At 47.3% G+C, this 13047-nt stretch carries 15 protein-coding genes and 1 pseudogene; 13 read left to right on the forward strand and 3 right to left on the reverse strand.

Annotated features, from left to right (window positions below; translation table 11 throughout):
- Window positions 1–137: 137 nt before the first annotated feature.
- From AC1S5B_RS26425 to AC1S5B_RS26445, 5 genes are all read left to right on the forward strand, one after another.
- Window positions 138–734, forward strand: a complete 597-nt coding sequence (locus AC1S5B_RS26425; protein WP_482038643.1) for a cysteine hydrolase family protein — start codon at window positions 138–140, stop codon at window positions 732–734.
- A gap of 166 nt (window positions 735–900) precedes the next feature.
- A complete protein-coding gene (locus AC1S5B_RS26430) occupies window positions 901–1359 on the forward strand; it encodes a bis(5'-nucleosyl)-tetraphosphatase (protein WP_482038644.1) in 459 nt (152 codons plus the stop codon).
- Complete coding sequence (locus tag AC1S5B_RS26435; RefSeq protein WP_482038645.1) at window positions 1356–2312, forward strand: DNA-methyltransferase; 957 nt, start codon at window positions 1356–1358, stop codon at window positions 2310–2312. The genes AC1S5B_RS26430 and AC1S5B_RS26435 overlap by 4 nt, the downstream gene beginning before the upstream one ends.
- Window positions 2313–2592: 280 nt before the next feature.
- Window positions 2593–2829, forward strand: coding sequence for a hypothetical protein (locus AC1S5B_RS26440; protein ID WP_482038646.1), 237 nt, complete (start codon window positions 2593–2595; stop codon window positions 2827–2829).
- A 9-nt stretch (window positions 2830–2838) separates the two neighbouring features.
- The gene (locus AC1S5B_RS26445) at window positions 2839–3090 is read left to right on the forward strand and encodes a hypothetical protein (protein ID WP_482038647.1); all 252 of its coding nucleotides are present in this window, start codon (window positions 2839–2841) and stop codon (window positions 3088–3090) included.
- Between the two features lie 80 nt (window positions 3091–3170).
- Here AC1S5B_RS26445 and AC1S5B_RS26450 read toward each other — a convergent pair whose 3' ends face one another.
- A complete protein-coding gene (locus tag AC1S5B_RS26450; RefSeq protein ID WP_482038648.1) occupies window positions 3171–4016 on the reverse strand; it encodes an acyl-CoA desaturase in 846 nt (281 codons plus the stop codon).
- Between the two features lie 152 nt (window positions 4017–4168).
- Here AC1S5B_RS26450 and AC1S5B_RS26455 point away from each other — a divergent pair, with 152 nt between their 5' ends.
- The 8 genes from AC1S5B_RS26455 to AC1S5B_RS26490 all read left to right on the forward strand — a co-directional run bounded on the left by AC1S5B_RS26455 (window position 4169) and on the right by AC1S5B_RS26490 (window position 11234).
- Window positions 4169–5431, forward strand: a complete 1263-nt coding sequence (locus tag AC1S5B_RS26455) for a TetR family transcriptional regulator (RefSeq protein WP_482038649.1) — start codon at window positions 4169–4171, stop codon at window positions 5429–5431.
- A gap of 318 nt (window positions 5432–5749) precedes the next feature.
- Complete coding sequence (locus AC1S5B_RS26460; RefSeq protein WP_482038650.1) at window positions 5750–6130, forward strand: cupin domain-containing protein; 381 nt, start codon at window positions 5750–5752, stop codon at window positions 6128–6130.
- A 79-nt stretch (window positions 6131–6209) separates the two neighbouring features.
- Entirely contained in the window at window positions 6210–6599 is a 390-nt protein-coding gene (locus AC1S5B_RS26465; RefSeq protein ID WP_482038651.1) for a hypothetical protein, read from the forward strand.
- A gap of 225 nt (window positions 6600–6824) precedes the next feature.
- A complete protein-coding gene (locus AC1S5B_RS26470; RefSeq protein ID WP_482038652.1) occupies window positions 6825–7877 on the forward strand; it encodes a molybdopterin-dependent oxidoreductase in 1053 nt (350 codons plus the stop codon).
- A 197-nt stretch (window positions 7878–8074) separates the two neighbouring features.
- On the forward strand, window positions 8075–8935 hold the full coding sequence (gene crtA, locus AC1S5B_RS26475; RefSeq protein ID WP_482038653.1) for a cyanoexosortase A: 861 nt from the start codon (window positions 8075–8077) through the stop codon (window positions 8933–8935).
- A complete protein-coding gene (locus AC1S5B_RS26480; RefSeq protein ID WP_482038654.1) occupies window positions 8928–9605 on the forward strand; it encodes a cyanoexosortase A system-associated protein in 678 nt (225 codons plus the stop codon). Before crtA ends, AC1S5B_RS26480 begins: the two co-directional genes overlap by 8 nt.
- Window positions 9606–9670: 65 nt before the next feature.
- Window positions 9671–10387: an HpsJ-like protein, cyanoexosortase A-associated gene (hpsJ-A, locus tag AC1S5B_RS26485; RefSeq protein ID WP_482038655.1), complete on the forward strand. Its 717-nt coding sequence runs from the start codon at window positions 9671–9673 to the stop codon at window positions 10385–10387.
- Between the two features lie 88 nt (window positions 10388–10475).
- Complete coding sequence (locus AC1S5B_RS26490) at window positions 10476–11234, forward strand: SDR family NAD(P)-dependent oxidoreductase (protein ID WP_482038656.1); 759 nt, start codon at window positions 10476–10478, stop codon at window positions 11232–11234.
- A 103-nt stretch (window positions 11235–11337) separates the two neighbouring features.
- Here the strand turns inward: AC1S5B_RS26490 and AC1S5B_RS26495 are convergent, their stop codons facing one another.
- Together AC1S5B_RS26495 and AC1S5B_RS26500 are read right to left on the reverse strand one after the other, a co-directional pair.
- Window positions 11338–11673 carry a Uma2 family endonuclease gene (locus tag AC1S5B_RS26495; RefSeq protein WP_482038657.1) on the reverse strand — a complete coding sequence of 112 codons (336 nt, stop codon included), beginning with the start codon at window positions 11671–11673 and terminating at the stop codon, window positions 11338–11340.
- Window positions 11674–11688: 15 nt separating this feature from the next.
- Window positions 11689–13009: pseudogene (locus AC1S5B_RS26500) on the reverse strand (IS1634 family transposase); the annotation flags it as partial.
- Window positions 13010–13047 lie beyond the last annotated feature (38 nt).

Here is a 13047-nt window from a genome sequence, read left to right on the forward strand (position 1 = left end):
TTCGGGTTTCAGGTTTCAGGGGTTAGGGAAGAGGTACGGGGTGCGAAGTACGAGAAAAAGTTTTGAGTGAAATCTTACCTCTCGCCTCTAACCTCTCGCCTCTTGCCATTCCTCCTACTCGTCATGAGGATTTAATTATGTTTACCTTAGATATTCAAAGAACGGCTGTTATCTGCATTGATTTTCAAATGGGAGTGTTTACGGGGGATTGCGCGTTGGCTTATGTGGGAGCAGCAGCGGTATTGCCTAAGGCAAAGCAGGTGCTAGCGGCGGCTCGTGCCGTAAAAATGCCGATTATCCATGTACAGGAAGTGCATCGCCAAGAAATGGTGGACTTTGGGCGGGAACTAGATGGTGCGGAGCCTGTACATTGTTTGGAAACGTGGGAAAGTACCCAATTGCATCCAGACTTAATGGCGATCGCTGGAGAATTCACTATCCACAAACGTCGCTACAGCAGCTTTTTTGGCACCGATCTGGAAATTCTCCTGCGCGGACTCAAGGTTGATACCTTAGTGTTGATGGGATCGATGACCAATGTGTGTGTTCACTACACTGCCGTGGATGCTCACCAGCGCGATTATCACTTTCATGTAATTGAAGACTGCTGTATTGGCTCCGATTGGGAGGCACACTGGGCAGCGCTTAATGCCATGACCTATCTGCAAAAGCAAGCGCGAATTCAGCAGCAAGAGTTTATTGAATTCGTCACTCAAAACGCGCTATGTTTTTAGATTTAGTCAGGCTGGTATTCTGCTAATTTTCCTAAAGTCATCCACCGTAACTGTATAACAGGTGTATGATTGACGAATTTATTGCAAGGTAGACTTGAGCGACTCTCCATTTGGAGAGGCTACGCTTCTACAAGTACTCTCCTCGTTCAACAGCGGCAATATCAGTATGGATGACCTTAAAATCGCAAAGGACGAAAAAATTGCGAAGGACGAAGCCTTTGGAATTGTGCCCATTTTGCAGAGCGGCGAGGAACATCAATTTTTGTTGATTCAGCATCACGCCGGACATTGGGGCTTTCCTAAAGGACATGCAGACCCAGGCGAAACGGCGATGCAGGCTGCCTGCCGGGAATTTGAAGAAGAGACAGGCATCACCAGTTTCACGCTGTTAAATGACGCATCCTTTTTAGAACAATATCCTTTTACCCGTGCTGGTAAAAAGTTCAACAAAACTGTGATCTACTATCCAGCATTTGTGCAGTCGGCGACAGTCAGTTGTCAGCCTGAAGAAATCAAAGATTACGATTGGCTACCCTACGATCGCGCGATCACACGGCTCACCTTTGACGGTGCCAAGCGAGTTTTAACCGAAGTGCAGCAGTATCTTGAAAAAGCAACTGCATGATCTCCCGCGCTCCTAAAAATCGGACTCTAGAACTCACTGAAGCCGATCGCATTCGGTTGCGATCGCGGCTAATCTTAGAACCGCCTGTTTCGGGTTGGCAAGAACCGCCCCAAGGGACGCTACTGGGGGACTGTTTGCAGTGGGCAACACTCTTACCCAAAGACTTTGTCGATCTACTGATTCTCGATCCGCCCTATAACCTGACTAAAGACTTTCACGGCAATCGGTTTACCCGTCAAACTATTGAGGCGTACACACTCTGGTTTGACGACGCGATCGCCATTCTCAAACCGCTACTCAAACCCACCGCTTCAATCTATATTTGTGCTGATTGGTTCTCCTCTATTTCCACTTTTGCCGTCGCCGCTGCCCACTTCACCGTTCGCAACCGCATCACCTGGGAACGGGAGAAAGGGCGAGGAGCCAAATCCAACTGGAAAAACTCTAGCGAAGACATCTGGTTTTGTACCATGTCTGATACCTACACCTTCAACGTAGATGCCGTCAAACTGCGCCGCAAAGTGCTTGCGCCCTATCGCCAAAATGGGGTTCCAAAAGACTGGCAAGAAACCCCCAATGGCAACTTCCGCGATACTCACCCCTCCAACCTGTGGACAGACATTACCATTCCCTTCTGGTCAATGCCCGAAAATACGGATCATCCTACCCAAAAAAGCGAAAAACTCCTCGCCCGTCTTATCCTAGCCAGCACCAACATTGGAGACACCGTTTTAGATCCATTTTTGGGTAGCGGCACGACCTCTGTAGTTGCCAAAAAATTAGGCAGGCGTTATCTCGGTGTTGATCTCAATGAGAATTATTGTTTACTCGCAGAAAAGCGCCTGGAATTGGCAGAACTAGATAAAACGATTCAGGGCTACGCAAACAATGTGTTCTGGGAACGCAACACTGTGAAACCGCAAAATCTCAAGAGCCAACCCTTAGGAGATTAGGATTAAGAGCAAGTCTTGGAAAAAATTGTAATTGTATACGCCTCTGAGAGTGCAGTATGTAGAAGTAGTAAGACTCTCAAGGTGAATCATACAGTAGTCAGCCTTCAGCCCATCTACTATATCTACTAAACGTATACTGAGTAGCTGTATCGTCCATTTAAATGCTGAACGATTTATTCCCAGTGATGTCTAATATGTTGATTCATCAAACTGGAGTGTGAATCCTACCAAATTTAGAAAAGTGTGAGACTATAAAGAAATCCTTAAGAGGTTGAGATCAATGATCAGTGCCAAGATGATGCAACAACTTTGGGCTGTAATCGAGTCTACCCAAGTTAATACTCTGTTGCAATTTGATGATTCGGATTTAGTAAAATTGCTGCTCAACCAGTTTGCCAATCATCAAACGATCGATGCTCAAACTGCCAATAATCTAAACACCTATATTGAGTCGCGCCTTCCCCTGATTCGGGATATTGCGGAAGAACGGCGATCGTTGGGGCAGGGCAGTCTCTAGTACAACGCTATGAACCATTGGCTAAGCATTGCCCTAGGCGCTTATTTTCTTGGAGCCGTGATTGAAGGGATTAATGCTGCGAGTCAATTACCGCCTTCAGCTTTTGAATCGCCACCGAGTAATGACCCCCCATCCAAATCAGATCCGCCTTTGACTAAGCACTGGCATCGGGTGGCAGCGATCGCTTCCGTGAGTCTCTGTGGTGCGGCTCTCTGGCCCTGTCGATTGCTCCATCGAGCCTTGAAAGACAATCAAGCGTGAGTCGGCGCAGGCAGCAATAAAAAACCCCTGTCAAACCAGAATTGGTTCACGACAGAGGTTTGTTCAGCAGAAGAAAGATTTTAGGAAGCGTCTTGGGTGGGCAAAATAACCCGTTTGGCTAGACCCAGTTTCCGCAAGCCTTGAATTGCCCACCAGGTCATATCAATTTCCCACCATTTCAGCCCCGCTTTCGCCACATTGGGAGCCGCGTGGTGGTTGTTGTGCCAGCCTTCGCCGTAGGTCAAAAGGGCAGCCCACCAAAGGTTGCGAGAGTTGTCGTCTGATTCAAAACTGCGATAGCCCGTCATATGACTCGCAGAGTTGATTAACCAAGTGCTGTGCCACAGCAACACGGCTCTGAGAAACACACCATAAATCACAAATGACCAGCCGCCCATTAGGTAAAGCAAAATTCCTAAAGGCAACTGAAGCAGCAAGAAGTAGGTATTTAACGCGCGATAGAAAGGATCACGAGCGAGTTCTGGAGCGTATTGTTTGTAATGGTCGTAGTCAAAAAACTTCTTGATGGGGTAGAACAGCCAAAGCATATGGCTCCACCAAAACCCTTTGTTGGCAGAGTAGGGATCTTTTTCATTGTCTTCGGTGTGCAGGTGATGTTGGCGATGTCCGGCTACCCAAAAAATCGGACCACCTTGAAGGGCTAGGGTGCCAATGATGGCGATCGCATACTCCAAAGGTTTAGGTACTTGAAAGCTGCGATGGGTCAACAAGCGGTGATAGCCCAAGCAAATGCCAATACTACCAAACAGCCAATGCAGAAACAGGGTAACTCCCAAAGCCGTCCAGGAGAAAAACCAGGGAGACAACAGCGCGATCGCGTGGACTGCACCGAAAAACGCCACGCTCACCCAATCTAGAGGAGGCAACTGCTCAACAGGAGCTACCTTAACAGAAGTAGAAGTCATCAGTATTCCTTAATAATTGAATGATTTCCATAGGGGCGTGATCGAATGCAGAGTCGCAAAACTGACGCTCCTGTAAAAACCGTTTACACTGGAGAAAATGCAAGTGCTGCTTACATTTCTTCTACTGTAACAATCCTTAGCAATTTGTGCAAGTGACACTTGCATTTTACGCAATGGCTGACCAGCGATCGACTCGGCACCGGCTCATTCACTCTGCCCTTGAACTGTTTGCCACTCAGGGCGTGACCGAAACGACGACCAAGCAAATTGCTGAACTGGCAGAAGTGAATGAAGTGACTTTATTTCGCCAGTTTGGTAATAAACATGGGCTGCTGTTAGCCGTGATTCAAGAGGCGGCGGTGTTTACCCAGTTGGGGCAAGCATTGGTGCGACAAGCCAGTGAGACTGGCAGCTTAGGTGATATTTATGAGGCGCTCAGAGCCTACGCCACAGCCTGTTTACAAGCACTAGAAGCAGTACCCGCAGTCGTGCGATCGGTGGTGGGCGAATCTGGACAGTATCCCGCAGAAAACCGGGCAGCATTGGGAAAAGGATTTACTCAAGCAAATCGCTATGTGGCTGATTATTTTGCAATGGTGATTGAGCAAGGACAATTGCAGACTCATCTTCCTGCCGAGAAATTGGCAAGTTTGCTGCATGGAATGCTGTTAGGATATGCTGTGATCGAGTTCACCAGCGAATTTCACGAGCTTTGGGAAGATCGCGAAGACTTTTTAGAGTCTGTCGTGTTGCTTTTCTTAAATGGAGCATTCTCCAGTGCTTCACAGCTTTCCCTTAAGGTAGATAAATTAGTCGAATCTGAGTTCTTTCATAGTTCACCACTTGTTTTTGATTTACCTACAAATTTAGTTCACAGTATTTTGCAACGCGCTAAGAAAACCAGTTTACAAGACTACGCGATCGCTTATGTTTTGTTTAGTTCTGGATTAAGTCCATCAGAGGTGATTGCCTTACAGCGTAGACATTACATTAGTGATGAGGGTCAACAACTTTTACAGGTCGCTCAGGGAACCCGTCAAGTTCCGGTCAACCAATGGATTTTGGGCAAACGCTACGGTTCCTATACGCGGAATCCGTTGACTCAATGGCTCAAAAGCCGCAAGGATAACGAGCCATCGTTATTGATCGGTGATGATGGTCAATCGCTATTAGAAGTAGAGTTGCGTCAGCGGTGGAATACTTGGACAGACGGATTGCTGACCCCAGAAGGACACCCTCCCGCGATCGCCCAAGCTCAACAAACTTGGCGTGTGGAAATGCTGATGCGGGGCATGAGCCTAGATGATCTGCAACTGTTGACGGGGTGCGATCGGGCAACACTAGAACCCTACGCGCAACGGGCTAGGGAAAAAACAGCATTGGAGCAAGCAATTCGATTGGATCAAAAAACCTAAACGCGATCGCGGTTTCACTTAATCATTGCGATTGGTTCACAACAATTCTCACGCATCACTTGCTGACTAATACTCGCCAGATAATAATACTCGCCAGATAATAAAGGCAGTAAAGCTCATATAACCAGACACAACCAGCCAGTCTTGCCAGTTCTCAGGCAAAATTAATCCACTATTCATACACCTACCATTTTTGCGGAATTACACTCTGCTATGGTCTATTTTGCCGCTAAAAAGCGCGATCGCGCTTTGGAAAAGCTGAGTTTAGTAAACGCCATTTGCGAGTATCACTTACACCAGTAGGGATAGGACATAAAAATGAGTGAAACCAGGATATTCAATAGCGCTCAGTTTTTTCAGCCGACGGATGGGCAGCCAATTCGATCAGTTATTACAGAATCTAAAAATGCTGTTGTTGTAGTCTGGTATATCCAGCCAGGGCAGACCATTCCTGCTCATCTGCATCCCCATGGGCAAGACACATGGACTGTTTTGACCGGATGCGGAGAATATTACTTGGATCAAGCAGGGGCGACACAGGCGATCGCGGCTGGAGATGTAGTTATTGCTCCTATCGGCTGTGTTCATGGAGTTTTCAATCATGGGAATGAGCCATTGATTTTTATCTCAGTTGTTTCACCTGCTGATGCAGGCTATCAATTGGTTGGATTAGAAGATTCTTTGACTATTCGTGCCTAATTGCTTAAGTCATTAGAGTTTATCGATTTAGGTAGGTTCAATTAGTAGATGATCACAAAAAATAAAGCACTTTAGAGCTATGAAAGGGTTGCTTCAATACTTCTATAAAATCAAGCTAGATAAAACAATTCTTTGGTGCTATTTCATTTGGTATCTTGTGGTAGTTTGGTTTCATTTTGATCCGTCACTCAAGATATGGATTAATGCTATTGGCATCAGTGCTGTGATTGGTACAGGCTTATTGCTAAGCGTTTCTTCGGGTGAGACTCGCAGCACCGATCATTGGCAAACCTTTAGGCTCTATCTCATGCCATTTTGTGTTTCAAGCTTCTCTACCTTGATTAAAGATCAAGGATTTATTGTAGTCATACCACCCAACATTCAAGAAACATTAGTGGCGCTATTCTGCTGCGCTGTGTTTATGTCGATTGTTTTTGCAGTCAAATTTACTCACAATAAATCCGCCTGAGACTGAAGGGGGTCAGGTAGAGGAAGCGATCGCCCCATCACAACACTAATGAACCAGAAATGGAATTTAGCAAGGAAATATCGCTTTTCTTGGCATCTAAATTGCAATATGACCGATCCCCGCTCACTGATAGATATGCCATTATTTCTTTACAGTTTAGGTAGAAACGTTTTAGGTGAAAGCAGGCATTTCAGCCCATCGTCCAGTATTTAAGGAATTAACAGTGTGAAGCGGCGGCATCTTTTGAAGCGAGTCTTGCAGGGATCAGGGGGGATGATTGGCGCAAGTCTGCTGGCAAGTTGTGGAGAGCAGCCTTTGGATGGGCTATTCTCGCTCGATTTGGCAAATCCCGCCGAGCGCCTGCCCAATCATCTAATTACATCGCTGAGTGAATTTTATGTTCAGTCCTACGCGTTGCCTGCAAACGTGAACAAAGAGCGGTGGAGATTGCAGATTGTGGGCGCGGTCGAAACACCTTTAACCCTTTCTTATGCTGATATTTTGGCGGCACCCCAAGAGTTTTTTCATCTGACAATGGAGTGTATTGGCAATCCAGCGGGGGGAAATTTAATTGGCAATGCAGAATGGACAGGCACACCACTGCTCCCGTTTTTGCAGCAAGCGGGGGTGAAATCGGAAGCCGTGGTTTTTGTGCTGCATGGAGCCGATTATTATGAAACCACGTTGCCCGTGGCGGAAGTGATGCGATCGCAAGTACGGTTGGTACATCAAATGAATCGGGCACCGCTGACCAAAGAACATGGGTATCCAGTCCGGTTAATTGTGCCGGGATATTTTGGGCAAAAGCAGCCAAAGTGGTTAACCAAAATTGAGGCGATCGCAAAATTTAAGAAAGGCTATTGGGAGCGACAAGGCTGGTCGAACACCGCACAAATTCCCATTCATGCCTTAATCCAGCAAATTGAAGAAAGCCGCGTTTGGAACAAGCGATCGCAGATCACTATCCCCAAAAATGGTGAAATAGGATGGAACAACGGGATTTTAATTGCCGGGGTGGCGATCGATCACGCCAATCCTATTCAACAAATTCAAATCAGCACCGATGAGGGTAGAACTTGGCAATCCACCGAGCAAAATCATCCTGCTTCTCCCCACGAGTGGACGTTGTGGCGTTACTTCTGGCGACCCACCCAGCCCGGACGCTATCGCTTGCTTGCCCGCGCCCATACCCAAAGAGAAAGCCAACCCTTAGACGACACCGATTCCAAAGATGGAAGTTCTGGAGCATTACGAATTCAAGTTGACTTAGAGCAATAGATCTAGTTGGCTCTTTGGCTGGTGAGCTACCCTGTGAATAAGATTTTTTCTCAAACGGGATTACCTCGCTTCTCAGGGGAACTCTTTCTATCAGGACTTATGCATTTCGACTAAAATCTCCGAGGTTTGCGTAACTCCTGTCTCAATAAGTTAATAAGCCTTTATTCGGAAGCTCTAACGTTGCTGAGTTGATTACTATGGACTGGTCACAAACCCTAAAAGAGCCGAAATATTGGCTTTTGGCACTGGTTGCCGCAATTGCCGCAATTCATTTGACATTGCTCAATCGGATCGACGATTCAGAACTGTTTGCCACTTGCCTATTGTTTTGGATTGCCGCAGGCTCACTGATTTGGGATCGATATAAGACTTTAAACCTTGAAAGCACTCTAATTGCAAGCCTGCTGGGAGCCTTGATTGTGATGGGCATGGTGACTAGGGCAAACTCATCACCCGATTCAGTGTCTTCTGCTTGGGCGCTGCCATTGGTTGCAGGATTGGGCACCGGATTACTCGCGTCGGGGTTCAAAGGGCTAAGGCAGTATTGGCGAGAGTTTATTATTTTTGGATTATTAGCAGTGTATCCACTGCTACGGCTGACCCTGCAAGCGATCGATCTATCCGAAATCACAGCAAAAGCGGCTTCCTTTATGTTGTGGTACTCTGGGATTCCGGTGCGGCTGGAAGGAGTATTTTTGTATCTGCCAAAGGGTCGCGTAGAGGTGTATGGCGCGTGTTCCGGCATTCAAAGTATTCTTCAGTTGCTGAGTATTTCAATTTTGTTTCTACTAATGTTTCCTTTGCGATCGCACGTTCAAAAAGTTCTGTGTATCGTGGCAGCAGTGGTCATCGGCTTTGTGGTAAACGCGTTGCGGGTTGCGCTGATGGCAATTCTCAACAATGCGGGTAACAAAAGTTCGTTTGACTATTGGCATGAAGGACAGGGTTCTTTAATTTTTTCGGCGATCGCGGTGCTTGTTTTTGGGTGTTTCTGCTGGTTTTTTTTCTTACGTAAACTCGACCAAAAACCAGACTCAGGAGCCGAAACCAATGCTTAATTTAACCTGGCAACCTGTGCGCCTGTCTCTATTGGCAATCACAACGGCTGGGGCATTGCTAGTTTTAGGGAAATTGCTGACATTGCCAAAAGTGGATAAAGCAGCGGCTCAGTCAGTTAACACGCTATCAACGACGGTGCTACTACCGGGATGGCAACTGCTAAGTACTTCTGAACTGAAAGCAAACAATGATTCTCGGTTTGGTCGAAGCTATCGGTTTCAGCAAGACAACACGAACCTGAATGCCGACTTACACTATATGACCAGCGATGGCAACGTCAGTCGCTATCTGTTTGTCTACAGTCCTATTCGCACGGCAAATGCTAATCTCAAAATTAAGTATCAGCCGGAAACTGGCTTTTATGGAGTGCTGTCTGATAAAGGACAGGCGTATCTGACGGCATGTGTGAATCCCCGTGGTCAAAGCACGGTGACAGAGCAGCAGTTTACCCAAAGTCGCTACACTTCTGATTTGAAACCCAACCGGATTTTGCCGTGGATCTTGGGTAAAGAATCACTGATTGATCGGCGTTGTTTGTGGACTCTATTATCGACTCCTGTGCAACCAAGCACTATGCCCGAAGCGTCAGAAGCAGCGGCTTATAAAACGTTGGAAACTGCGTGGTTTTCATGGAATCAATGGTGGCAAGCAAACTATCCGCCCTCTTGATTGGTATCAGGTTTTTCTGGATTTTGTCTTGAATGAATTTTACATTTACTGGGAGATGCTAAGCGATGGCGATATTAAGTGGTGATGCAAGACCAAGTGACGATGCAAGATCGAATAGTGATGCAAGCGAAAATCTTTCCGTTTATCGGTTGCGTTGGGTTGGGTATGGATTGCTTTTATTTGCGCTAGTCGATACTGTTCATTCTTTTTTGATCGCAAACCCTGCCGATCCTCGGTTTGGCATTAACCTAATCGGGCAATTTGTCGAGCGCTCAGTTGTGCCGCTGTTGGGGTTTGCGCTAGTATTTTTTGGTGAGTTTTATGGACGAAAGCCCCTTGAAAAACTGGCGTTGCGCTTTCTATCCTGGCTATGTTTGCTGTTGGCGATCGCGTATTTTTTAATGATTCCACCGCTGCTGCTGCAAACTTTTGGGTTGAAAAGCCAAGTGAATGCAAGAGCAAAAGAGTTTGAAACCGCGCAGATTGCCCAACTTCAAAAAGTAGAAAACCAGCTTAAAAGCAGCAGCCCAGAGGACATCAAAAAGATTGCGACCCAATTAAGCGCCATGGGGGCACCGGTCGATCCGAGTAAGCCCGATGCAGTTAAAACTCAAATTGAGGAGCGAATCAAAACAATACGCGCCCAAATCCCTGTGCAAGCGCAGCAACAGGTTAGCCAATTTAGAGGGTTGACCCGAAATGCCGTGAAATGGACTCTTGGCGCAATCATTTCAGGCGTATTACTTATTTATCTTTGGAAGAGTAGCCGCTGGGCAAGGTAGAAAGTTTTGAGTTTTGAGTTCTAAATTGTAGGGGGGATTGGTAGAACCAATGCCCCTATTTTTATAATCCAGTAATGAGCTTAAAGTTGTGAATCAGGAAACAGAGAAATCTCAACAAAATGCAGCCTTGGTGGTTGGAGCAGGTCAGGGGATTGGGTTAGGGTTTGTACGTCAGCTATTGATGAGCAATCGCGCCGCCCCTATCTACGCCACCTATCGCAATCTCGACTCCGCGTTATTACAGATCAATGATCCACGGCTGCATTGCTTGGCATTAGACCTTACAGATGAAACGCAAATTGCTGCCGTGGTGCAAAAAATTCAGGCAGAAACATCTGCATTGCACTCTGTAATCAACTGCGTGGGAATGCTGCACTCTGGCACCCTACAACCCGAAAAAAGCCTGCGCCAACTAAATACTGACCAACTACTGCACTATTTTCAGGTGAATAGCATTGGCGCGGTACTCCTGGCAAAACATATTCAACCCTTACTCAAGCACCGCGATCGCGCCTTATTTGCTACGATTTCTGCCAAAGTGGGCAGCATTGGGGATAACCAGTTAGGCGGTTGGTATGGCTATCGAGCCTCTAAGGCAGCCTTGAATATGTTCATGCGAACCGTGGCGATCGAATATAAGCGCACCTGCCCACGGGCGATCGTCATTACCTTGCACCCCGGCACCACAGACACCGAGCTATCTCGCCCCTTTCAGCGGAATGTGTCTCCCGAAAAATTGTTCTCAGTTGAGCGCACTGTCCAACAACTGCTCACCGTGATGGATGGCTTACAAGAAACCGACAGCGGCGAATTCTTTTCATGGAACGGCGATCGCCTGCCCTGGTAGAATTCACAATCTTTGCCCTCGCCCAAGTGATAATCAAAGCGCTATCAACCTTCGCGGCGCGATCGCAGCAGGTCTTCGACAGGAATGATACATTCGGGAAACGCTAGGGGGCAATGGTCAGCGCTTCCGCCAAAATGGTTTCACTTTGATAGCCATGGGTACTGGGCGATCGATACACATGCAGTTTGCGATCATCTACATCCAACACCCAATATTCCGCGATGCCTGAACGACTATAGGCGGGCGCTTTCACTTCACAGTCAAACTTCAGGCTCCTATCAGCCACTTCAATTAACAAAAACACCTCAGCAGGCGTAGAGTGATGGTCTTCGTAATACAGCGGGTCCGGGTGCACCACTGCAATATCTGGCTCCGGTTCAGAGTAATCATCCAGCCGAATCGGATCTTGAAACCCACATTCCGCACTTTCCACTGGCACAAAAGGATTTCCCCCTCAACACAGCAAGTAGTACTGTCGGCAAGCAGAACCCAGGAATTGGAGAATCCGGCGACGATCGTCCGTTAGATTCACGACTAGATTCACGACTAGATTCACGACCTGTTTAACGCCATTGAGCACCACCAAGTGGACTGCCATGAAACACTGAAACACCCAATGCAGGGTTGGACATGGCGTCCCTTTGCCCAGTTGATTGGGAATTGTTTGATTTGCCCCTTGCAAGGCAAGGCGGAGTTGGCGTTGTCCCAGGTTGTACACCAGTAAGCACACGCCCATGATCATGCCGAGTGCCATAATCCGTTCTGGGGATTTGAGAAAGACACTGGAGGCGAAGAACATTGGGTCTTTGAGAAACCGGAAGCCTCGCTCGTTGCTTTGTTGCCCCTTGTACTCCTGAAGTGCCTGTTGCTCGTCCAATTGCTCGGACTCTAAGACATTGGTTGCCAGCACAAAGCGTCCAGCTCGTTGCTGATGCTGTGTCACAACCATCGAGTTGAGTGTTAATGACGCTTGTGGTTGATAGGTAATGCGGCTAGGAGAAGTTTCTGGTTTGGGTTTACCTGGTTTCTCATACTGCAACGTTTGTTTCACGTTCATGTCCACTAATTGATGCCAGGGTAAGTTATGCTCAAACTTTTTCAGTGCTGCTAATGCATCTGCTTCGCAAGCAAATTCTTGACTGCAAAGTTGACGCAATTGCGATTTCCAATGAGTCGTTGCCTTTGCCAATGTCTTGTCCAATTGTTTCAGGTCAGCCTGCTTGCGCTCAGCACTTTCGACCACAAACCAACGTTGCTTGACCCCACTATACTCACAGCAGACCGTTGCGATCCGATACTCTTTTAGGGCTGTAGGAATTAACGCAGTATTGGGTAAATGATTGACTAACTCTGATGCCGCAGTCAGCGTCAAGGGCACCCGAGTGAGCCATCGGACCCCTGACAACTGCTCCAGATTGTCCTGACTGTAGAGAGCCGCATCCGCCACATACAACCCCTCAAAGTTCCACTCGGACTTGAACTCCTGCATCAAGGTAGCAAAGCGTGTCTTATCAGATTGATTGCCATCGGCTAACTCGACAAAGGCAGGAATATCACCATCGCCCCAACACACCAGGTTCATGACAAACTGCTTCAGGCCAGGACGATGGTCACGCGAATACCCATAGGTCAACGTAATCGGAACAGGCGCAGCGCTGCCAACCACCTCTGACGCCTCATAAGCGCCCTCGACCGCAAACGAAGTGGCATCAACATGGGCACTTTTGCGCTCGATGCCAAACTTCTGTATCAAATGTCAAGCATCTTGCCAGGAAATGACAACTACTTGACGGGTGCATAGGATCGCAAGAAC

This window comes from Leptolyngbya sp. CALU 1928 (assembly GCF_056784215.1).